At 34.1% G+C, this 20,495-nt stretch carries 27 protein-coding genes and 1 tRNA gene; 6 read left to right on the top strand and 22 right to left on the bottom strand.

Features of this window, described 5'->3' with window-relative positions; all coding sequences use genetic code 11:
* Positions 1 to 37: 37 nt before the first annotated feature.
* Complete coding sequence (gene lspA / locus QI63_RS07170) at positions 38 to 583, top strand: signal peptidase II (RefSeq protein WP_044015099.1); 546 nt, start codon at positions 38 to 40, stop codon at positions 581 to 583.
* Positions 584 to 817, top strand: a complete 234-nt coding sequence (locus tag QI63_RS07165) for a hypothetical protein (RefSeq protein WP_044015098.1) — start codon at positions 584 to 586, stop codon at positions 815 to 817.
* Positions 818 to 833: 16 nt separating this feature from the next.
* Here the strand turns inward: QI63_RS07165 and QI63_RS07160 are convergent, their stop codons facing one another.
* The gene (locus QI63_RS07160) at positions 834 to 2,492 is read right to left on the bottom strand and encodes a hypothetical protein (protein ID WP_044015097.1); all 1,659 of its coding nucleotides are present in this window, start codon (positions 2,490 to 2,492) and stop codon (positions 834 to 836) included.
* 83 nt (positions 2,493 to 2,575) lie between these two features.
* Positions 2,576 to 2,649: transfer RNA gene (locus QI63_RS07155), tRNA-Ala, on the bottom strand.
* Between the two features lie 158 nt (positions 2,650 to 2,807).
* Between QI63_RS07155 and QI63_RS07150 the strand changes: the two genes are divergently transcribed.
* From QI63_RS07150 to QI63_RS07135, 4 genes are read left to right on the top strand one after another with little or no spacing between them, the layout of a single operon-like run.
* A complete protein-coding gene (locus QI63_RS07150) occupies positions 2,808 to 3,206 on the top strand; it encodes a hypothetical protein (protein ID WP_044015096.1) in 399 nt (132 codons plus the stop codon).
* Positions 3,207 to 3,209: 3 nt separating this feature from the next.
* Positions 3,210 to 3,599 carry a (deoxy)nucleoside triphosphate pyrophosphohydrolase gene (locus QI63_RS07145; protein ID WP_044015094.1) on the top strand — a complete coding sequence of 130 codons (390 nt, stop codon included), beginning with the start codon at positions 3,210 to 3,212 and terminating at the stop codon, positions 3,597 to 3,599.
* Positions 3,596 to 3,994: a class II glutamine amidotransferase domain-containing protein gene (locus tag QI63_RS07140; protein ID WP_235619650.1), complete on the top strand. Its 399-nt coding sequence runs from the start codon at positions 3,596 to 3,598 to the stop codon at positions 3,992 to 3,994. Before QI63_RS07145 ends, QI63_RS07140 begins: the two co-directional genes overlap by 4 nt.
* 58 nt (positions 3,995 to 4,052) lie before the next feature.
* On the top strand, positions 4,053 to 5,255 hold the full coding sequence (locus QI63_RS07135; RefSeq protein WP_044015092.1) for a coenzyme F420-0:L-glutamate ligase: 1,203 nt from the start codon (positions 4,053 to 4,055) through the stop codon (positions 5,253 to 5,255).
* A gap of 143 nt (positions 5,256 to 5,398) precedes the next feature.
* Here QI63_RS07135 and QI63_RS07130 read toward each other — a convergent pair whose 3' ends face one another.
* The 20 genes from QI63_RS07130 to QI63_RS07020 all read right to left on the bottom strand — a co-directional run bounded on the left by QI63_RS07130 (position 5,399) and on the right by QI63_RS07020 (position 20,473).
* Positions 5,399 to 5,848, bottom strand: coding sequence for a hypothetical protein (locus QI63_RS07130; protein ID WP_044015090.1), 450 nt, complete (start codon positions 5,846 to 5,848; stop codon positions 5,399 to 5,401).
* A 56-nt stretch (positions 5,849 to 5,904) separates the two neighbouring features.
* Positions 5,905 to 6,495: a hypothetical protein gene (locus QI63_RS07125; protein ID WP_044015087.1), complete on the bottom strand. Its 591-nt coding sequence runs from the start codon at positions 6,493 to 6,495 to the stop codon at positions 5,905 to 5,907.
* 437 nt (positions 6,496 to 6,932) lie between these two features.
* Entirely contained in the window at positions 6,933 to 7,352 is a 420-nt protein-coding gene (locus QI63_RS07120; protein ID WP_044015085.1) for a hypothetical protein, read from the bottom strand.
* Positions 7,353 to 7,420: 68 nt separating this feature from the next.
* Complete coding sequence (locus QI63_RS07115; protein WP_044015083.1) at positions 7,421 to 8,347, bottom strand: hypothetical protein; 927 nt, start codon at positions 8,345 to 8,347, stop codon at positions 7,421 to 7,423.
* 187 nt (positions 8,348 to 8,534) lie between these two features.
* On the bottom strand, positions 8,535 to 8,897 hold the full coding sequence (locus QI63_RS07110; RefSeq protein WP_044015081.1) for a hypothetical protein: 363 nt from the start codon (positions 8,895 to 8,897) through the stop codon (positions 8,535 to 8,537).
* 1,012 nt (positions 8,898 to 9,909) lie between these two features.
* Positions 9,910 to 10,311, bottom strand: a complete 402-nt coding sequence (locus QI63_RS07100) for a hypothetical protein (protein WP_044015078.1) — start codon at positions 10,309 to 10,311, stop codon at positions 9,910 to 9,912.
* A gap of 606 nt (positions 10,312 to 10,917) precedes the next feature.
* Complete coding sequence (locus tag QI63_RS07090) at positions 10,918 to 11,223, bottom strand: hypothetical protein (protein WP_044015076.1); 306 nt, start codon at positions 11,221 to 11,223, stop codon at positions 10,918 to 10,920.
* A gap of 228 nt (positions 11,224 to 11,451) precedes the next feature.
* Entirely contained in the window at positions 11,452 to 12,039 is a 588-nt protein-coding gene (locus QI63_RS07085; protein WP_044015075.1) for a hypothetical protein, read from the bottom strand.
* Between the two features lie 195 nt (positions 12,040 to 12,234).
* Complete coding sequence (locus tag QI63_RS07080) at positions 12,235 to 12,576, bottom strand: hypothetical protein (protein ID WP_044015073.1); 342 nt, start codon at positions 12,574 to 12,576, stop codon at positions 12,235 to 12,237.
* A gap of 123 nt (positions 12,577 to 12,699) precedes the next feature.
* Positions 12,700 to 13,182, bottom strand: a complete 483-nt coding sequence (locus tag QI63_RS07075; RefSeq protein WP_044015071.1) for a hypothetical protein — start codon at positions 13,180 to 13,182, stop codon at positions 12,700 to 12,702.
* A gap of 177 nt (positions 13,183 to 13,359) precedes the next feature.
* Positions 13,360 to 13,941 carry a hypothetical protein gene (locus QI63_RS07070; protein ID WP_044015070.1) on the bottom strand — a complete coding sequence of 194 codons (582 nt, stop codon included), beginning with the start codon at positions 13,939 to 13,941 and terminating at the stop codon, positions 13,360 to 13,362.
* On the bottom strand, positions 13,938 to 14,135 hold the full coding sequence (locus QI63_RS07065) for a hypothetical protein (protein ID WP_044015068.1): 198 nt from the start codon (positions 14,133 to 14,135) through the stop codon (positions 13,938 to 13,940). Before QI63_RS07065 ends, QI63_RS07070 begins: the two co-directional genes overlap by 4 nt.
* Entirely contained in the window at positions 14,125 to 14,898 is a 774-nt protein-coding gene (locus QI63_RS07060) for an SEL1-like repeat protein (RefSeq protein WP_044015066.1), read from the bottom strand. The genes QI63_RS07065 and QI63_RS07060 overlap by 11 nt, the downstream gene beginning before the upstream one ends.
* 396 nt (positions 14,899 to 15,294) lie before the next feature.
* Positions 15,295 to 16,068, bottom strand: coding sequence for a hypothetical protein (locus QI63_RS07055; RefSeq protein ID WP_044015064.1), 774 nt, complete (start codon positions 16,066 to 16,068; stop codon positions 15,295 to 15,297).
* A gap of 29 nt (positions 16,069 to 16,097) precedes the next feature.
* A complete protein-coding gene (locus tag QI63_RS07050; protein WP_044015062.1) occupies positions 16,098 to 16,691 on the bottom strand; it encodes a tetratricopeptide repeat protein in 594 nt (197 codons plus the stop codon).
* A 505-nt stretch (positions 16,692 to 17,196) separates the two neighbouring features.
* Entirely contained in the window at positions 17,197 to 17,457 is a 261-nt protein-coding gene (locus QI63_RS07045) for a hypothetical protein (protein ID WP_044015060.1), read from the bottom strand.
* Between the two features lie 324 nt (positions 17,458 to 17,781).
* Positions 17,782 to 18,075, bottom strand: coding sequence for a hypothetical protein (locus tag QI63_RS07040; protein ID WP_052185505.1), 294 nt, complete (start codon positions 18,073 to 18,075; stop codon positions 17,782 to 17,784).
* 292 nt (positions 18,076 to 18,367) lie between these two features.
* The gene (locus QI63_RS07030; RefSeq protein WP_144389674.1) at positions 18,368 to 19,351 is read right to left on the bottom strand and encodes a hypothetical protein; all 984 of its coding nucleotides are present in this window, start codon (positions 19,349 to 19,351) and stop codon (positions 18,368 to 18,370) included.
* Complete coding sequence (locus QI63_RS07025) at positions 19,309 to 19,671, bottom strand: hypothetical protein (protein ID WP_044015054.1); 363 nt, start codon at positions 19,669 to 19,671, stop codon at positions 19,309 to 19,311. Before QI63_RS07025 ends, QI63_RS07030 begins: the two co-directional genes overlap by 43 nt.
* Before the next feature lie 346 nt (positions 19,672 to 20,017).
* Positions 20,018 to 20,473, bottom strand: coding sequence for a hypothetical protein (locus tag QI63_RS07020; RefSeq protein WP_044015052.1), 456 nt, complete (start codon positions 20,471 to 20,473; stop codon positions 20,018 to 20,020).
* Positions 20,474 to 20,495 lie beyond the last annotated feature (22 nt).

The raw sequence follows: 20,495 nt of genomic DNA, 5'->3' as shown, positions 1-20,495 counted from the left end.
TGTAGACCTTTCGGAAAAATTCCACTATACTGTGCCGATGAATATCAAAAACAAACGAGATTACTTTTTACCGCTGATACTAACCTTTGCGGTTATTGCACTTGATCAATTAACCAAATGGCTGATTATTACATCGATTGCCCCGTGGTCTGTGGGGGCTTCTTTTTTCGGAGACCTCATACGGATTGTCTGTGTTTACAATACCGGAGCGGCGTTCAGTCTCGGAAGCGGACTTTCGTCCGTTATGCGTTTTATCGTAATGGCCTGCATTCCTGCCTGCTTTATTGCCGGTATCTGCGTAGTCTATTTTAAATCGGAATTTCCACGGCTGCAGCGCTGGTTTTTAAGCGGTATTATCGGCGGCGGAATAAGCAATTTGCTCGATCGTTTTTTTAGGGCGGAAGGTGTTGTGGACTTTATCGATGTTAAATTTTTCGGTCTTTTCGGTTTGGAACGCTGGCCGACATTTAATGTTGCAGATTCCGCTATTGTGGTATGCGGGGCAGGTTTATTTATTGCACTTTTCATACAAGAATGGAAAGGCAAAAGTAAAACTCCGGCTGCGCCAAAAGACGGGGAATAAATGCGGAATATTATTCTTTTTTTAGTTATCGGAACATTGGTAACGCTCGTACTTATCGCCGGATGCAGCGCAGTATGTGCTGCAATCATTATCTTGCTGGCAAAATTTGTAAATGAAAGTATTTTAGCGGCACTGCCTTTCTCGGTTATTGCCGGTATTCTATTATCGTTTTTCTTTTACGGTAAGATCATGAAGAAAATAATGAATAAGTACGGATTAAATAACAAAAAATAAGCGGTAAAAACAGAGATTAATAACCGTCGGACATCTGGCGGTTTAAATCTTTTTGGCACAGCTCTTGATAAATGGGCGCGCGGGTTTTCAGCTCTTCCTTAACAGCCTTGCTGAACGGCATATAACGCCAGAATACGTTACGGACTTCTTTATCGAGCTTCTGTATTCCTTCGCTTTCTTTAGTCATCCAGATGAGATAGTCTTCAATAAAGTATTCTTTTACGTCGCCTTTCAATTTTTGAGCTTGGAACCATTGATAGTAATTACCGGTTAAACCTTCTTCCATCCAATAGTATGAAGCCTTTTCCTTCGCAACCTGCCATCGAAGGTCGGCTGTAGCCGTTAGCAGTGCATTTTTCAAATTTTTTGTATACATCGGAATGGCAATACGCCCGCGGCTGGTTACGCGGTTATACCGGTCAAAGGGTTCCCAGCAAAAACCGATATCACCGTAAGAAGGAATAAGTACCACGAACGGAGGGATTCTATTCAGCTGAGAGCGGTACTGGCGGCAATACGCTTCGCAGTCAATGCTTTCAATCCAGCGCATAATCTCCAATACGTTTTCTCTAATACCGATTTCGTTCGGTGTACATCGGAAGAATTCACGCGATAAAATAGGGAAGTGATTACCCTGCCGTCCGCAGGTCATCTTAACCATTTGCCGGACGGTTTCCAGCTCCGTATTTACATCGGAGACATTCAACTCGCCGTCGCCGCTCACCTCGATTTTTTCCTTCAACGAACGGACATCGTCATCCACTCGGCGATATTCATTCAAGAAGTTGGACAATTCTTTATCCAGCGCAAGAATTCGCCGAATGCTATCGCTCAGATCACTCACATTGCGCTTCTGTATTTCGGTAAACGGCTCTTTTATCCCTGCAAAACCAGCAAGACTGTCATGCACAAATAACTCATGGACTTGATTTTTAAGCAATTCTTCCGCACTGGAGCGTTCATCCGATTTTGCACGGAGTAAATTTTCCGCGCTTTGCAATTTACCCTGCGCCTTATTGAGCAGTTGCTGAAACTGAGTCGAAATGTTCTTTTGTTTTGTCCGTACCTCATCAGTGGAAGAAGGATTAATCAATCCGACGGCAATATCATGGAACCACTCATCAAGGTAATAAACGGGTTCATTGTAGGAATTTTCATCGATAATCTTTGCAAACGTATCTTTTTGTTCAGCGGTTAAAAGCGTCGGCAAAATGAGTCCGTACCGTAATGCATATTTTTTTTCGATTGCGGATTCATCTGTCGGTAACTTTAACACAAGCACGGAAATAAACTGCCAATAATTTGTGACGAGCTGTTGCCGATACACGGTACGGTCTTTTTGATCGCGTGTGGTAAGATATTTGGTAAGCGTATTATGCAAACGCTGAGAAGCCTCGCCGCAATTCTTTAGGACTTTTTTATAAAAATCTGCCGAATCGAAATAGGTATGAGGAGTTTCATTATAAAAATGTTCGATTTTAGGAAAAGCTTTAACGGTAAGATCAACACGGGCAGGACTCGGTTCCGAACCGCCGGACGCTTCCGGTGAAGCAGATAGAAGAATATCGTCACCGATATCACCAAACAGGTCAAGCGATGGGGCAGAAGTAGAAGGCGCTACAGGAATATCTTCCAATAAGGCTGCAAGATCAGGATCAAGATTTGATATATCCATACGCGGTTCTCTGCCTACCTTCTTTTTATTTGTGCGGAGGGTTTAACACCCCGCTGCTCTGCGTCGGGGTTGTTGATTTTATTTGGAGGTGAGGGGAATTGAACCCCTGACCTCTTGCATGCCATGCAAGCGCTCTAGCCAACTGAGCTACACCCCCAAAGGCAACAATGCGATTATGAAGGAAATTCCATTTTAGGTCAAGCCCTCGATTATGATGTGTTCTGTACCGATGAATGCGTAGGTATGAATTGCTTTTTTTTTATAAATACGATATTCTATTAAAAGCGCTTATCATGCGTTACGGGGGGCACATATATGTTACCATTCTATTTTCTTTCCGTCACCACCAATCTTATGATGGGGGGAATTTTACTCCTTTCTGCAAAAGACAAAGATGATTTCGGCATTAAATATCCTCTCCTCAACGATCCGACGTTTTTGCTGGTGTTGCTGATTTTTTCAGGCATTTCAGCCGTATTTAAACTTCTCAGCCCCGTTACAGGAAACGTACCGTTGGTCGGCGATATTATCCCCGCGCTTTCGGGCATCCTCGGCAGCATCGTATTCTTTGACCGTTGGATTAAAGCCGCCGAAAATCAGCTGACACTACCGCCGTTTTTGGCTCGTATTCTTAACTTTGAACAGCCGATAGGCTTTTTCTGCCTGTTTGCCGGTGTTACTCACCTGCTTTTTTCGCAGGTACTGTTCTTATAGCCTATGCGCCAATCGGTAGTAGGTATCGTCCGAAAGGATAACAGATTTTTGCTTGGCTTGCGCACACCGGGCGGAGATGTCGGAGATCATTGGGAATTTCCGGGAGGAAAGTGTGAAGCAGGCGAAACGCACGAGCAGACATTAATCCGCGAGTATGAAGAAGAGCTTGCCGTCCGCGTATCCGTCGGGCGGTTTATTGCGCGTAAACATTTTCAAAATGAACACCGTAATTTTGATCTTTTTGCATACGAAGTAATCATTCCGGAAAATCAAACGTGTGTTTCTTCGGTACACTCCGAATTAAAATGGTTTTCGATTGACGAGATGCAGAATATTCCGATAGTTCCGTCAGATGCGCTGTTTATTCCCGAGCTCCGAAAATTTTATCAGTGATAATTGTGAAAAATGTGATACGAAGCGGCTTGGGCGCGGTATGCCGCATTGTTGTGTTGTGCCTTTTTTCCTGTTTGGTCTTATTCTCCTGTACTAATCGTGCAACACTGGATTCTATCATACTGCCGCCTGATTCAGCCGTAAATGATGCCGACCGGTTTGCCGTTATTGTCGAAACCTATATCTCATTAAAAGATAGTCCGGGGGCAAACGGTATCATTGTCAACCATGCTCGGCGGAAAGAAATATACGAAGTAACAGGGACGCAATTCGTATCAAGAGATTCGGAAAGCGAACTGTGGGTACACCTTACGGATGGCTGGCTGCAACGTTCTTGTGTAGAGTTATATCCAAGCAGGGCAAAAGCCGAAACAGCTGCCGCCCGGTTAAAATAAAACGGAAGGATACTCCCAATAACCGAGTGCGCTCAGGGGTATCCTAAGGAGAGAGATTATGCCTCAGAAGGTCGGAACGGTTTCGCGGGGATTGATAGCACCCATTGTACATGCCGGAGATGATATTGCCGCAATAGCGGTTGATACGCTCTTGTCGGCGGCGGAAACGGAAGGCTTTTCCATTCACGATCGGGATATCCTCGCCGTAACGGAATCTGTTGTTGCCCGGGCTCAAGGCAATTACGCTTCTACCGACCAGATTGCCGCCGATATACGGGAAAAATTCGGCAGCGAACATATCGGTTTGGTATTTCCTATCCTAAGCAGAAACCGTTTTGCAATCTGTTTGGAGGGTATCGCAAAGGCAGGAAACAGACTGACACTTGTACTAAGCTATCCTTCCGACGAGGTTGGAAACCGGCTGATGGATCCTGATACGGGTAAAGCGGAGGCAGTAAATCCTTGGCAGGATACTTTTACAGCTGAGGAGTTTACGCAGCGCTTCGGGGCATATAAACACCCGTTTACGGGTATCGATTATATCGCTTTTTATAACTCAATCATCAAAAAATACAATGCACAATCTTCTATCCTATTGGCAAATGATCCGTGCGCTGTTCTTTCCGCAACAAAACACGTGCTTGTCTGCGATATCCACACACGGGCAAATACAAAACGGCGATTAAAAGAGCGCGGGGCAGTTTGTGTGTACGGGCTTGACGATGTACTTTCGCGGCCGGTTAACGGCAGCGGATACAACAGTGCATACGGTCTACTCGGTTCGAATAAGGCAACGGAAGATTCCGTCAAGCTCTTTCCGAATGATTGCCAAACATTGGTAGAAAAAATTCAACTGATGCTTAAAGAAAAAACCGGCAAAACGGTTGAAGTGATGGTATACGGAGACGGAGCTTTTAAAGACCCTGTCGGAAAGATTTGGGAGCTTGCCGATCCTGTTGTGTCGCCCGGCTTTACCGCAGGATTATCCGGTACACCGCATGAGGTAAAGCTGAAATACCTTGCAGACAACAACTTTAAGGATTTATCCGATAAAGAACAGTACCAGGCAATGGTTACCTACATCAGCGAGCATAAGAAAAATGCCTGTTCGTCACAAATTGATCAAAAAGAAGCCCAAGGAACGACCCCTCGCCAATTAACCGACTTAATCGGTTCGCTGTGCGACCTTACCTCCGGCAGCGGCGATAAAGGGACACCGATCATTTTTATTCAAGGCTACTTTAATAAATTCGGTGAATGAAATACTGAATATTGGTACTGACGGAACGGTAATCGAACGCTAATCCCAATCGATCAACAATAAGACTAATGAAATCGCTTCGGAATATATTTTCTTTTCCGGCGATTTCTGCATTTCATTAACCATCATTTAGAAAGCCGCATCTAATCAAGCGACCATGTTTGTATGTCTTTTTTTTGATTTTCAAGCCTTAGCAGTTTTCCTGTTTTATATTCCTCTATCTGTGTAAGATAAAATATAGTATCGCCTTTACTTAAAATAATTTTCCCATCCGTATAGGGATAAAAATAAATAATAGTACCATACGGAACATCAGCAGGACAAGAACGTATATTAATAACTTTTTCAACCTTTCCATCGAAAAAATAATATATTTTCTGGCCAATCCATTCGTCTTTATTATTATCATAATAATATTTTCCCTCATCATAAATTATAATTTTATCGAATTTCTCACAATAAATTGCTAAATCAACAAAACCATTCTTTTGTATTTGCGATATAATACTTATTTCTTCCTTTGATTTACAAGACGTTAATAGGAATAGGAAAGAAAAAATCACAAGAGTTATTAAAATTTTATTTTTTATCATTCCGACAGCTCCTGATTGTTTTAGTTAAAATTGCTGAATACACATTATTTTTGTCATTATTCAATATTTTCCTTAGGAATTTCATATTTTTTTATTTTATATGTATCTATATTGTTCCCTTCAACCAAATACTCTAAAAATAAAACCTTATTATCAAATTTAGTTTTTTTCCCTATACAGAACCAATAACATCCAGCACGAAAAATATCATGCGGTAGTATGAGTATAGTACTTTTTCCACCATTAAATATATCTACTATCGAAATAGTAGTATCTGCACAGAGAACCAATTCGTTATTCAAATCTACAAAATTTGTTGCAAAAAAAATATGATTTGAAAATTTTTCATACTTGGTAGAAAAGAAATATGATGACATATCCGGTGCAACAGGACTACCAAAGTCAATTCTTAGTATATCTTCATTAAGCCAATACATACGAGGATTAAGCCTCGTAATTCCTTCAATTTTTATATTCTTTCTATTTCTCAGATTAACTGCTTCAATGGTAGTATACGCCTTGTCATATTCATAGATACTAACTGTCCAATCTCCTTTTTTATCGGCAACTTGTAAAATTTGTCCACACGCGATGTGCGCAATAAAAATAAAGACTACACTGAAAATGAGCTTTCGTTTTAAGGTCATCGACGTCCTCCTTGGCTTTGAATCGATGAATCACTAAATTTAAAAAAATTAGCTGTTCTCACTGAAAGGGGATTTATCCAATCAATGTCTTAATTAACATAAAAAAACAAATCATAAAAACAAAGACAGATGTTAGTAATCCTTTTATATTAGAAGGAGATACGTCATCGTTGTTACAGTCATTTTTGAAATCTAAATAACAAGCTGGAAACATTCCTGCACCAGCAATAGCGCCGAGGAGATAATACAAAATATAGGTTCCTCTATATCCAATTATATACAATATAATTACAATAAAACATGTTACTAAAGCAATATAAAAACAAATCCGAGCAGTCCGCCTATTCATTCTATTCTTCCGCCTTTTCAGTTTTTAGAAGTTCCCTTTTAAAATGATCCTCAAAATTTTTCTGTACAGAACTAATACCCTAAATATTTCAGATTCCCAAATGCAAAACAATTTTATTACTCTTAGTTGCATATTCTAATAGTCTAATTAAATTTTCAATTTGTGATATAATTTCTTTTTTACTAAAACCAGATTCCGGTATTACATCCGTCTCAGGAGCTAATTTGAACAATTCTTTCCATAAGACAACTATGTGAAGAAAAGTATTCAAATTATCAGATTCAATTAGACTAATACCATAATAAAAAAGACCTTTCGTTGCCTTCGTTTTAGTATCATTTTCTGATTTAAACCATTTCAAAGTTTTAAAAATAAAAATAATGATATCATCATGAATTGAGACATGCTTATACCGTTCTGACATACAGTTTAGATCCAATTGATTATTAATTTTATTAGTAACATCACGTAAATCAGAAATAACAAAAAAATTATGAACTAATACCATTTTACTACTCCAATACATGAAATGAAATAATATTTCTATAAATATCAATATTATAACACTTAATAATACTAATAAATTCTCTTCCAAGCATTCTCGTATTTTATAAATAAATAGTCTTCTCCCATTCGATCGTCATCAATTATCATCGATGTATGCGTATCAATTTTATACATTATCAATATCTCTGCTTGTCTATCATATATTAACAAAATATTATGACAAACCATACTAGTTGAAATATTTGGTAAACCTATTTCAAGCACATAATTAAGGTTACTATCATGTACCTCCCATCTTTTTGTACCGTTATTAAATAAAAATATATATTCTCTTCCCTCCATAAAATCACTATATTTTTCATCAAGAACTTTCTTTTTATAGTTGTCTATCACTATAATTTTATTATCCTTCTTAATAAAAAATTTTCCATCAAATTCTATTATTTTTGTATCAGCTGATTCAATCATTTTACCTTTAGTATTTAATAAGAACCATTGCGGTATTAATCTTGTAACATTCCATGCAATATAGAACCCATTAGAACACATCTTAGCATAATCATACCCCTTTAAAGTCTTTTTTGAACCATCAGGAGATATCGCCAGCAACTCTTTATTCTTCTCTTTTATTATAATCCCGTAATTGTTTATACTTGCCCACAGCAAATTATCTTGTAATACTTTTAAATCATTCGATAATAATGTATACGTATTATTTTTATTATTGTGTCCCAATAGACCGTTCTTTGTTACAACGAGGCTTGTATAATTAAATTCACCTATCAACCTACCTTCGTAAAAGACTAACCACTTATCTTTAACTTTCACATAATACGTATTATTTTGTATATATAAATCCTCTATTCGATAGTTGTTTTTCAGGCTCTCATAATACATATTATTATCTTTATCAAAAGATATGTCGGCATAAAGCGTTTGTGTAAAAAAGAGCAGAAAAAAAATACTTCCCTTAATCAAGTGATTTATATTCTTCATTTGCGAATCTCCTCCTATGTCCATCAGAATAAGAATTAGGCAGTATTGCCCCAGCTGACAATTCACAATCCTTTAACTTTTCTTCTGCTAACGTAAATTTTACTTTCCCCAAAAATCTCATTACTTCAGTATATCTTTTTTGCATCTTTCCAAAAGGATCCTATTTTTAAATTAGTATATAAAAAAATTAATCAAATATATGATTTTTTGCTCTATCATAAGTTTTATATAATTCTCCTCTTCCAATTGTAATTAAATCATCTGCTACTATTTCTTCAATCAAATCATAATCTTTATTTTTTAAAACAGTTACATACACAAAAGTTGGAAAGTATATTATGTTCTTTATATCATAACCCTCATGTCGTGATGTAATAATAACATAATCAGATCCATGAAACCCTTTTTCATCTTTCCATTGCACAGGCTCACTAATTTTTGCAATCACTGCTAATTTCCCTGTTGAAAATTTTACATATCGTATATACTCACATTCTCTTACATATTCTAATTGTTTATTTTCACCTGAAGATAAAAAATATTTTTCCATGCCCACCTCTAAAATTCCGGATTAAACCCGCTTATATTTATAACTCTTTTTGTACTCTTAATACAATGCGAAAACACACAAATATTAGGAACAGCCCCAAAACGTACTTATTTTTGTGATATGATTGGTTCGTATATAGTCTAAAAGCTTATTGAATTCTTGCTGTGCATTAATCCTGATTAAAATCTAAAATTAGAGTTTCCGGTTCTTCTTTCAAGTTATCAAAAAAAATAAAATTCATTAATTGGTTTTATAACCGATTTAGTAATACCATTAATTTTTATATTTTTTGTTATTTATATTCAAAGAATCCTTTTAAATCAAGAAATAATAAAACCAAGAAAAATATACAATAAAAAACGCTTAATAAAATTTTTATTTTACTATATTTATTTTTTTCTCCGTCTTTACTCTTTACGAATGGTTCAATTATGAAACGTACAACAAACTGCAAAGATGTAATTAATCCAACTATAATTAATATTATAACTCCTCCATCATGCATATTATTTATTCTTCTTTCTCCTTGTATCTGCTCCGCCTCTTCCCAAAAGGCATCGCTTTTCTGCTCAATCGTTCAAAAAACCGCACAACTTTACAATAGCAGATATTTACACATAAGATATATAAAAAGTAAGCTATCTAAACACAACAATCAAAATGATCAAACTGCAAAACCTATGAACTTTAGATATTTCAGTCAAATTTCCAGCTTCATCACTCACATATCTTACTGATTTCTTTCACTTTTACAACCCATAACTATATGCATGGTAAAGCCCTATATTTAAGTCGTAGGTGAAACCAACTGTTTCATTAGGGGTATATCTATATTGTGCAGCCCCTTCACAATGCTTATGGGCACCTCTAAAAACTTCCGTTTTTAGAGGTTTCCCTTAGATTTATTTGCGATGTATTTTTTATAAATTATTACAGTATAAAAATTTATAAAAAATACTCGTCGGGCATCTCTAAAAGCTAACCGAGTTTTTAGAGATGCCCTTATATCTTTCTAAACAAGAAAAAAAGTTAAAACTATTGTAACTAAACATAATAAAATCCATATTAAGGATAATGGAAAGCATAACAGCTGTATCATATTTAAAATAAAAAATTTTCGCTTTATCGCTTTCGTTTGTATTGAATCCTCTTTTGCATATTCTTCTTTTAAGCACCATCTTATAATAAATCTGGTTCTATCCCATGAAGATGATATGAGTCCGTCATTGGAGACCGCATTTTTAGGAAAAAACACACCTTCTTTTGTAGCCTCTTCATAGAATAAAGAAGCAAGCCCTGTGCGATGAAAAGAGATATGAGTAAAAACTGCAAGAAAGATCACCACCATTATGGCGAGTGCCGGAAATATAAACATCATAATTACAATTCCTTCTATAATTTTTATTTCTTCCACTTTTACACCTCCAGAGGTAATAAGTTTTTATACCAGCATGTGTATATGGTATATCATAAGATAGCATTGAATTCTATCTCACCGATAATATTTGCATCTTTAGGGGTTATTTTTATTATACAACCGGGAGAATAACATTCACCTTTTTTTTCATCTTAGTTATTCTTTCCAATTCGGTTTTAGTACCCTATAAATACTCAGCAACTCAGTGTGCTCAATATCATGCATACTATCATCTATTTTTTTATGATACTGTAAAAAATCAAAAGCATCAGAATATGTTGAAAAAAGAAAAGAACTATTCAGTCGATTTTTATATGCTGAAAAATAATTGTGAGATGAAAAAATTATTTCATTGTATATTGAAGAAAATGAATAGCAATCTATATCAAAAATACCTATGTCAAACCCATAGCAATTTATTGATACTTCATGCACTTGATCTATACAAAGCGATACAGAATACATAGTTTTCATACTCACAGTAAGACCTTCTATTCCTTTATAATTTTGAAAAAAATCATCTAAATTAACATTATTTTTTTTGCAATAGTTATGAGTTTGTTAGAATAACCGTTCAAAATTCGATTTCGTTCAATAGTTACATTATATCGATGCATATACTATAATCACTCCCATGTATGCATAAGCTTCATTCTTTATTAAATTTCCGATAATATGATAGTCTTCATTAACAGTAAAGATACGGTCAATCTTCCATTTACCGATATAACTTCGTAATTGTGCTCCTTGTAAAAATAGTATCATCGTCCCCACTAAAATCATACCGATTAAAAGATTTCTTTTCATATCTTTGTTCTTTTCTCCTTTATTTATCGGGCTAGCCTCTAGTGGAATATGATATCTAAAAGCACCTACGGTATTAATTTTACAGCCATCTGTTTGAATCATTTCAGAATTAGCATCTTTATCTCCATTAATTTACGAGACTCGTCTTCTTTTATGCCGTTGTCATATATTCTTAAACCCAATTCATTTGCAGTTAATTTAACAACGTACTACATACGACCATTCTTATTATAGCGTTAATTCTATTGTAATTCATATTCGCCCCATCATATAAAACTACGGTATCCGTGCCAATTGTTAAGCAGTATTACCGTTTAAACTTGCAAGTTTTTACTTTTGTTTTTTCAATCCGTATATCTCCTCATAATATTTTAAAGCATATTCATACGAATCCGGCAAATATAATTTTATCTCATGTTCATAACCGTTCTCAGCTAAAATTAAAAAATCATAACTATACTGCGCGGCAAACAAGATAGTTTCCATCATTTCTGACGATAAAAATGGACCATAGCCAAAATCAGATATCCTATAGCTTTCATCATGTTCATTTTTCGCTAAATAGGTGTTGATAAAATCATTGAGAGGCATATTTTTATCAGCTATCTCCGTCGAAAGCTTCTTGATACTATCATTAACCTTATAATCAAAAAAATACCGTTTATTTCCTATCTTTTCATATTCCAATCCTGTGTCATACAATGAATAAAATCCACCATCACAATAGACAGCAATGAAGGGTACAGGACCGTGTCGTTCTCTATATACAGTTTCCAATAGATAATAATTTTCGATACCTATCCTTTCAATATTTTTTTCCAACTGCCTTTCAAAAGTTTCTTCGGAGAAACAGGGAATCGACACTGTAACCCAATACCATAGAATGATACATATATATTTAATGATTAAGCCTTTCATAATGCTCTAATTATCTCCTTAATACATTTTCCGTATAAGAATCATGCCTATTATCTCCCGAACCTGCAGCATAGTGAAGTCTCTGTGTTAATTCATGAGCAAGCACGACCGCTGGAGGTGTCGTATTCGTTCGAATGCTACTCTATCTATATCTTAGTTTTTAGATACTGAATAGTTGCAGCATATTTATAACATTCATACTTTTCTAAAAAAAGAGATCAATATTTGTAAATTTCTTTTCATAGTTGGAATAAATATATATCTTGAAAAAAAATAAAATAAACATATCATAGCAAACGATAGAAAAATAAAAGTTACAATTGTAATTTTATAACTTTTATTCCAAATTTCTTCTGAGACTTCTCTTTGATTTCCATTCTTATCTGCGATAAAAAAAGAAGTTTCTGTTTTATAACTTTTTGTATTTAAAACATTTCCCCCAATTTTTTTATCAAATAAAACAAACATAATTACAAAGATAATTGCAACTAAAATACATAAACATGCCACCAAATTTAGTTTTATTTCAGAACTCATTCTTTCTCCTTTTTCCAAGTTACTTGTAAACCTGCCCCTACGCCAAAATCAAAGTACTATCATTCTGCGCAATATCATCATTATTTTCACACACTATATCATAGAAGCAAAACTATACTCATCTTACTTATAACTAATGCTTAATTCCCATCCCCCAGAATAACCAAATGCATCAATTTTTGGATTTATAACTATTGTTGCGATAGAATCATGCGTAAAATCCACATATACATAATCAGAAATCCAATCATGTTTTTTATTTAAATATCCATTTTGTTTATCAAATGGAGTTACGCACTTTATACGATATTTCATTGGTTGCATTGACAAAACAATTCTTTCCCCACCCGCAAGAGATAGGTCTTTTCTTGTGTAATTAAAACTATCCCCTAATATCTCAAATTTAAAAATCGTATATTCTTTATAAAGAATATACTCGTCTCCTATCTTCTTTTCTATCAAAACATCACAATCAAGAGAATTCATCATACCACTGCATTCTTCATGTTTTATAACAAGTGTTGGATTATTTTTTATATTTTTAAGAAACAACATACACAAAATTGTTATCAAAATAAGTATAAAAATATTCAGTTTTCTTGACATAGTTAATCTCCATAAGTATCAGCATACTTATAAGTGCTATACGAACTATTTAAAGGACATGTAGATGTATCGTTCTTTTTCTCTTTCAATTATCACCAAGGAAAACCATAACACCAGGCATAACTAACTATATACTCAATATTAAATAATTATCAATTCTATAAAAAAATTTTATTTTTAATTTCCGCAAAATATATTAATTATATCATCATCGGTCATATTGAAAAAGAACTCGTCTATCTTTAGATTATTACCATTGTCTATTCCCAGCAATTTACTACATACAGTCACTATTATTTCGTAATCCCTTTTTGAAGCAAAATATTTCTCAGTTGATTTATCTAAAATTTTTATAAACAATTCATTAGCCTGCTTCCTTTCTCCCCAATAATAAAGACAAACTGCATATCCCAGAGTATGAAAAGAAATATTAGTTTGATTAGCTTCATATCGCTTGTATACAGAAGCACAGCTATCCAGAAAAACTCCCCTTGGAATAATTTTTTCAAAATATAGTTTTCTTAATACATAACATTGTTGAGAGTATCCACTATTCCAATTTAACTTATCTATTTTTTCTTCCAAAGAAAAAGCATTTAGAAGGTTTTCTATTTTTTTATTTTCATCATCCGTAAAATTTTGGTAATTTATAGTATCTTCCACTTTCCATAAATCTTTTATTCTTTTTTCTTGGTTTGAACATGCAATGAGTAATTCTACAAACATAAAAAGCATTGATAAATATTTTATCTTTTTCATTTTGCTCTAATTCTTTCCTTGGAATAATGAACAAAGCGCCTATTTACGCCCGAAGCTACGACTGTCGGCTCCGCTGCACCATACTGCTTCAATCTTTTTGCCGCTGCTGTTTTGTTTAAGTGGTGTTTTTCTGCTGCAATCGCTGTCCGAGAGATGAGATAGTTACGCTGCGAATAAAAATAATTACTCTTCATTTTCTTTTAATTTTCCTACTATTTTTTCTGCTTCTTTGTATCCGTTTTTAGCCGCTTTTTTTATCCAAAAAAGCCCCCTTATCTTGTCATTCTCATTGCCTTTGGCAAGGAGATATTTCCCGTATTCATACTGACACTGTTCATTTTTATTTTGTGCCCCTATCCGTAACCAATAAACTGCCTCTTGCTTGTCATGTTTATAATCCCAATAATACTCATAAAGTTTATAGGCTTCTTTCTTTCCTCCTCGCAAGGCATAATCGGTTAAAACTTCTATTTCATAATCTAGAACTTTATTATTTTCTTTTTTGTAAATATCTTTTCCCAACTGAGGATAAGGACTTTCAATTTCTAACTTTTCTTTTTTAATAAAAATTTTTGCATTATTTTCTCCGTCTTTTTCAGCAGAAAAAATCCAATATAAAGCTCTTATTTTACTATCATTGTCTTCTTCAGAATTTATTAGCTTACGTGAAAGCTCCCACTCAAAAAATGCAAAATCTTCTTCCGCTAAAAACTCAATCCATTCATTTTTTTTATTGATATCAAATGCTGAATATGCATAATAATTAAATACGCATATTCCATCGTATATATCCCCAGCTAATCCTGTTTTTGTTAATTCAGATAAATCTTTACCACTAAGATAAAAATCTTTCGCTCGTGCAATTATTTCTGCATCTTCTGGTTTTATAATTTCTTGACCAGTAATAAGAAAAATACTTACCCCAAAAAAGAATATGATAAGATAATATTTTTTCACTATTTTACCTCATAGTATTCGCTTTCGATTACCTTGCCCGTCCCCGACTTTCCTCTGTAACCCTAAGTTCATTGTGACGCTACTTAACACATACTTACTCTACGGCAACACCATCGTGTCCCCTTCTCCTCGGTGCTCAAGCTTATAGCTTCCTCCGGTCGGTAACTTTATCTTCTTTAAAAGCCCGCCTTTCCCTAATTGCTCCCGCTGCACATACAGCTTATCAGAGCCTCCGATGTTAAAGACGCAGACAGCTAAGCCGTCTGCTTCATCGCTTCAAAAAAATTAATCCTCAACGTATCAAAGATATGCCTACGGTACTTTTTACCTGTCTCCTTGTAGTTTCACAACGGACAAGAATATACACTAGCTAACAAGCTCTTTTCAATAAGTTGATTAAAAATATACCATAATTCCAATATTCAACTCAGCACACATCTTACATATTTCGGAAGAAAGTTCAAAAGCATAATGATAATAAGTTTTTAGACATAATATTATTTTACACCGTACTTTTTCTTTTATCGATAAACACATATCAACAGCTTGTTTTTTATAAACAGTAATAGCTCTATCAATTTCATTCTCTAAATAAGTATCTCCATTTAAAGGTATCTTGTGTGAATAATAAACTATTCCATTATTAAAGTTATGCGTATGAACATTATCCACAAAGGATGATATTTGCTGCTCAACGGAAACAGTTACAAAATCTAGAATCTTATAATCTGTATTGTCAGAGACTATATTTTCACTCGCCATCAATATAGTCAGACATAATGGTATACCCAAATCAGCACATTCACCTAGAATCCCTGGAGACAATTCAAATATATTTTCATCATATAGTTCATTCAGATAAAATTCATAGGTTACACTCCCGCCGCTTCGCAAAAATACTTCAAGCTTTTGTCTATCTTTTATTTTCGATTTAAAATAGGTATTCAAATTATGAATGATACTATCATGGTTACTCCCCTTTAGTATTTCAGGAACAACATCATAGCGAACATAAGATTCTCTGAAATTGCAATATTCTTTACCGGAGGGTGAAATTCGCGGCGTATTAGCAGAATGCTCAGCAGTTGCTTTAATGTCAAAAATAGGCGTTATCTCACGCGTAGGCAGTATCGGATGTCTTACTACAATTGCAATATCAACTTTAAGCATACGCTCACCTATATTACGGGAAATTTTTATCATTTCTTAGATGTCTTTGTAGTATGATTATTTCTTTTTTGTAACTTCATTATACGGTCTTTATACATTTCATTATCAGGTTCGAATGATAAGGCCTTTTCGTACAACGCAAGTGCTGTTGGATAATCTTGCTGATATTCATAGATCATTCCTTTAGCATAGTATATTTCTGCTCTATGAGGCTTAAACGTTAAATACAAATCATAATATCTCACCGCCCGTTTTAAAAACGAACACTGTTCGCACGCACGTGCTAATAATAAAATAGTACCTGGCGAATCTGGCTTTAATGCAATAGCTTTCTCAAAATGAGCAATAGTATCACGATAAAGCTTACGACGTGCAACGATATATTTTCGCCTTCTTTTGTCGTAATGGTATGTTGCATCAAGCAATTGAGCTTGATCAAGATATATTGATCCAAGTAATGCAAACGCATAAGGAACAGTTGGCTGTATGTCAATTATCCTCCTTAAAAGGAAAATCGTTTCTTCTGTATGATTTTGATCATCTTCAAAACAGACTTTGCGCATCAATTCTTTTTGTTCTTCATTACAGCCTTCTAGTATTTTATCATTGAGCATAGTCATCATCTATTTCTCTTTTTGTCCTATATATCTGTCTGAGTATTTATCAAAACATCTAATATATCTAGTCATTTATGGCTCAACCACGCTTTAATTTTTTATGTACTTCATTAGTTAAACCGGAGCATCATCTAAGTTTACAGTTTCTTGAGGTACTTTTCTAGGCGCCTTCTACCGTTATGTTTTACTTTCTATATTTATTATTTAGCTGTTGAATATGAAACGTATACATTATTAGGCAATTGATCTACTTCAACCAATAGGACGGTTTATTCTTCCATATTTTTGCATCAGTATTTATTGTTTTGCAAGCAAGAAACATCACAATAATTATACCCATAAAACTTATCTTTTTAATCATCAGTCCCTCGAATGAGAATCCGTGCTTCACACGGCTGACATCCAGCTACATACAACGGTACATCGTGAAGTGTCATGCCATTTATTTCCATCAATAATGAAGCATCTTGCGTAGCCTTTACTTCATTTCTTTGATTCGCATATAGCAATATTATAAAAATTTAATCATATTTTGTTTAAACTTTGGTAAAATTGTTGTATAAATATTTTTATCTTCAATATTTAATCCTATAATTTCATCAATATAATCCCAACTCTCATGAAAGGTATGCTGAAAATCTAAATTTCCTTTATCTTTTATAAGTATATATATACCCCATATATTCTCTAAAAAATTATATAAATCAATATCTCCGATACTGCATTCAATGATTTGTTCAATAATTCTACACACACCCAAATTAAAATTCATTTAGTACTCCTTTACTGCGATATAGCAGCAACTACTTTACCAGTCTCTTTTACAACAACTTTTGCTTCATCGGTAAAATAAACAAAAGTGTTAGGCGTATTTACTTATATTTTTGTACCATTTTTAATTGTTTATTCTATTACCATTAGAACAAGGTTCCTTTCTTTCATACGCTGCATTGCATGTGCAGAATATTCTCTTCCATTAATGATAACATTATCAGCCTTATTGCTGCTTTTACCTATCGAATTTATCACTACTATGGGGTGAGATAGTAAAATTCTTTGTATTATTTCATTTAAAAATCAGATTAAAGAGTTTACATTAATATTTCTGTAAATACTCCTCCCATGTATTTGGATATAATTGTTTTATTTTTTGTAATGCATATTTACTAGGTTGTGTATTCCTATAATCGACACCTTGTCTTTCAAACTCTTCAATTATTTTTCTCTTCATTTTATATTCATCTGAATCGAGCAGATATATCCAAAAATCCCGTAATAAAGAAACAGGATAATGCTTTTTCTTCTCCTCACCTTCCAGAACGACATAATCAGGCGAATAATAAGGTTGCGTTATATCAGCCTTTAATTCAACAATAAAATAATATGTCATTTCTACATCTTGAATATGTAATGCTTGAATTGCCGCTGTTCTTCCATTTGATGCATAACAGCTTTGGCTAATTCAAAAGACTTCGTTTCTTTAAAATGCCTGCTTACTTCTCTTGATAAATATAAATCTTTCACAAAAGAACATGCTGATAAACAGAATAAAAAGACTAGTATAAGGAAATACTTATTTATTTTCATTATTCACGCCCCTTTCTCTTCATACCGCTGATTACAGATCCCATTAAATAACTATTAATGGCGTTTGATGTCCAAAAAACATTCACTATTTTACCTTACCGCCATATTTGCAGTGTTGGAATATGGTTACAATAAGAAAGATTATTATCTTCTAATTTCGGTCCTACAACAGCAAGTTCTTTGAGCATGGGCATTTCTTGTATAAAATCAAGAGACTTTATAATACCTTTGTGAGTAATTCTTAGTACTTCTAACTTTTTTAATGTTTTTAGATGACTATGATCGTATATTTTACTTCCTGTATCGAGTTCAAGATATCTTAATGTAGGCGCCAGTACTTCTATACCATTCAAACTTTCAAGTTTAGTAAAGTAACTTAGTCCTAAATATTCCAGTTTTGCCATCGGTTTCATAAATGTACAATCCTTGACTGAAAAATTTTTTACAATTGCTACACGAGCTACATTTGGAAGTATACAAATTTGTTCAAATAATCCGGTTAAATCCTTACAGTTTGTAACACAAATGGATCTTAAACTCTTGCAATTAGATGAAATCGAATTATTTTTATGCCACTCAAAAGAAAGTTCTTTTAAAACAGGATTATTAATATTAAAAGGTATAGGATCGTCCCAAGAAATATAAACAAGATTCGGCATTTTATTTATAATATCTAGTTTTGTTATATGGGGTTCTGTTATACTTATAGATTCAATCCATGAAAATTCAGTAATAAAATCGATATTATCGTAGGGATAGCCCCAAAACGTACTTATTTTTGTGATACGATTAGTCCGTATATAGTTTAAAAGCTCATTGACTTCTTGCTGTGTAAGTATTTTGTATTCATTCTGATTAAAAGCTTCAACTGAACCTAAAATTAGAGTTTCCGGTTCTCCTTTCAAGTTATCAAAAAAATAAAATCCATCTTTTTTAATTATCATATATACTCCTTTAACTTCAATCAAGGACATAGCCATTACCCAAGTAAAAAACAGCTTACAGGAACTTTGTATCTTGTTATAATTTTTTCTTTCTATTCCAGTTTTCTTAAATGATGGGCAATCATCTGTTGCCAATCGCTCATATTCATCCGTAAAGGCTCTCTATGATTCGAGGATGGCATCCAATCAATATTTACAGGCATATCATCATAAGTAAAGCTTATTCTCATTGCTGATTGCATTGATCGTTTCTGCCCTCCTTTTCCGTGATATTTCATTTCGGATTCAAAGTTAATAGTATATGCACCTGTGTTATTATTTTTATCTTTATCTGCCGAATCTTTATAGGATTGATTATTTGCCATAGCAATAACACCAGTTGTTACTACAATTGCAGCGGCTATCGTAACATCATCAAGTGCAGCTACTTTCCCATCCGGATCCGTATACTTCACTGGATTATTGGCTTGAAGCTCGCTATCGCTTCACAGTCTGATGCCACTTCAATTGCTGTCCGGAGGACTACCTTCCCTATTTCAGTTTATTCCTCACATACGGCCGTAACTCGTTCTGTGGGGAGACAAGAATAAACTCTTATAACCAACTCTTTATAATCTCAGTATTCCTAATTATCATCTGCTAATATTTAGTCTGACAATACGGAACCGTTGAACTCAATTGAAAGAACATAGATCAAATTCATAGAATTTTGAACCTTCATAACTGTACTTAAACCATTTCTGGCATCGAATCAAATTTTTTTATTATAAAATCCATTTATTATATCACTTCACATAAAGATCACCATAAAACAAGAGGTATTATAATAAAAGCTGGTAGTACGGCTGCGATTATTCCCCTTACATAAAATAGTTTATCTATCTTTCCTGCTTTATACCTACTTTGTTGAAGCTCTGCAATATAGCAAAGAACAACAAATACAATCACAATCACAATAACCTTTATTAAAAGTTTAGGCGATCCGTATCCATAATCCATAGTACCCGATATTATTCGCATAAGCAAAATTACTGTTAGCAATATAAAAATAAAAATCGGCATTATTGTATATCTGAAAATATGAAACCCTGTGTCAACATCAAAACTGTCAAATATAATTGATTTTAACTTTTCATTAAATCTTCCTAATAATGAAAATCCGCAATATACCAACAGCAAAAACCATAATAATATCCAATAAAGTCCTGGCATACATGACAAAAATTCAAAAAACATCCTTAATTTATATGAGCTCATTGATCTATCTCCTCTTTTTTGT

Origin of the sequence: Treponema sp. OMZ 838 (assembly GCF_000775995.1) — a bacterium.
Taxonomy (GTDB): Bacteria; Spirochaetota; Spirochaetia; order Treponematales; family Treponemataceae; genus Treponema.
Note: the sequence above shows the minus strand (reverse complement) of the source record. Positions and strands in the feature narration are given on the sequence as shown.

Bases quoted from the DNA above. Each gene is read 5' to 3' on its own strand.
- lspA (WP_044015099.1), top strand. From the start codon at position 38: ATGAATATCAAAAACAAACGAGATTACTTTTTACCGCTGATACTAACC.
- QI63_RS07165 (WP_044015098.1), top strand. From the start codon at position 584: ATGCGGAATATTATTCTTTTTTTAGTTATCGGAACATTGGTAACGCTC.
- QI63_RS07160 (WP_044015097.1), bottom strand. From the start codon at position 2,492: ATGGATATATCAAATCTTGATCCTGATCTTGCAGCCTTATTGGAAGAT.
- QI63_RS07150 (WP_044015096.1), top strand. From the start codon at position 2,808: ATGTTACCATTCTATTTTCTTTCCGTCACCACCAATCTTATGATGGGG.
- QI63_RS07145 (WP_044015094.1), top strand. From the start codon at position 3,210: ATGCGCCAATCGGTAGTAGGTATCGTCCGAAAGGATAACAGATTTTTG.
- QI63_RS07135 (WP_044015092.1), top strand. From the start codon at position 4,053: ATGCCTCAGAAGGTCGGAACGGTTTCGCGGGGATTGATAGCACCCATT.
- QI63_RS07130 (WP_044015090.1), bottom strand. From the start codon at position 5,848: ATGATAAAAAATAAAATTTTAATAACTCTTGTGATTTTTTCTTTCCTA.
- QI63_RS07125 (WP_044015087.1), bottom strand. From the start codon at position 6,495: ATGACCTTAAAACGAAAGCTCATTTTCAGTGTAGTCTTTATTTTTATT.
- QI63_RS07120 (WP_044015085.1), bottom strand. From the start codon at position 7,352: ATGGTATTAGTTCATAATTTTTTTGTTATTTCTGATTTACGTGATGTT.
- QI63_RS07115 (WP_044015083.1), bottom strand. From the start codon at position 8,347: ATGAAGAATATAAATCACTTGATTAAGGGAAGTATTTTTTTTCTGCTC.
- QI63_RS07110 (WP_044015081.1), bottom strand. From the start codon at position 8,897: ATGGAAAAATATTTTTTATCTTCAGGTGAAAATAAACAATTAGAATAT.
- QI63_RS07090 (WP_044015076.1), bottom strand. From the start codon at position 11,223: ATGATTCAAACAGATGGCTGTAAAATTAATACCGTAGGTGCTTTTAGA.
- QI63_RS07085 (WP_044015075.1), bottom strand. From the start codon at position 12,039: ATGAAAGGCTTAATCATTAAATATATATGTATCATTCTATGGTATTGG.
- QI63_RS07080 (WP_044015073.1), bottom strand. From the start codon at position 12,576: ATGAGTTCTGAAATAAAACTAAATTTGGTGGCATGTTTATGTATTTTA.
- QI63_RS07075 (WP_044015071.1), bottom strand. From the start codon at position 13,182: ATGTCAAGAAAACTGAATATTTTTATACTTATTTTGATAACAATTTTG.
- QI63_RS07070 (WP_044015070.1), bottom strand. From the start codon at position 13,941: ATGAAAAAGATAAAATATTTATCAATGCTTTTTATGTTTGTAGAATTA.
- QI63_RS07065 (WP_044015068.1), bottom strand. From the start codon at position 14,135: ATGAAGAGTAATTATTTTTATTCGCAGCGTAACTATCTCATCTCTCGG.
- QI63_RS07055 (WP_044015064.1), bottom strand. From the start codon at position 16,068: ATGCTTAAAGTTGATATTGCAATTGTAGTAAGACATCCGATACTGCCT.
- QI63_RS07050 (WP_044015062.1), bottom strand. From the start codon at position 16,691: ATGATGACTATGCTCAATGATAAAATACTAGAAGGCTGTAATGAAGAA.
- QI63_RS07045 (WP_044015060.1), bottom strand. From the start codon at position 17,457: ATGAATTTTAATTTGGGTGTGTGTAGAATTATTGAACAAATCATTGAA.
- QI63_RS07040 (WP_052185505.1), bottom strand. From the start codon at position 18,075: ATGACATATTATTTTATTGTTGAATTAAAGGCTGATATAACGCAACCT.
- QI63_RS07020 (WP_044015052.1), bottom strand. From the start codon at position 20,473: ATGAGCTCATATAAATTAAGGATGTTTTTTGAATTTTTGTCATGTATG.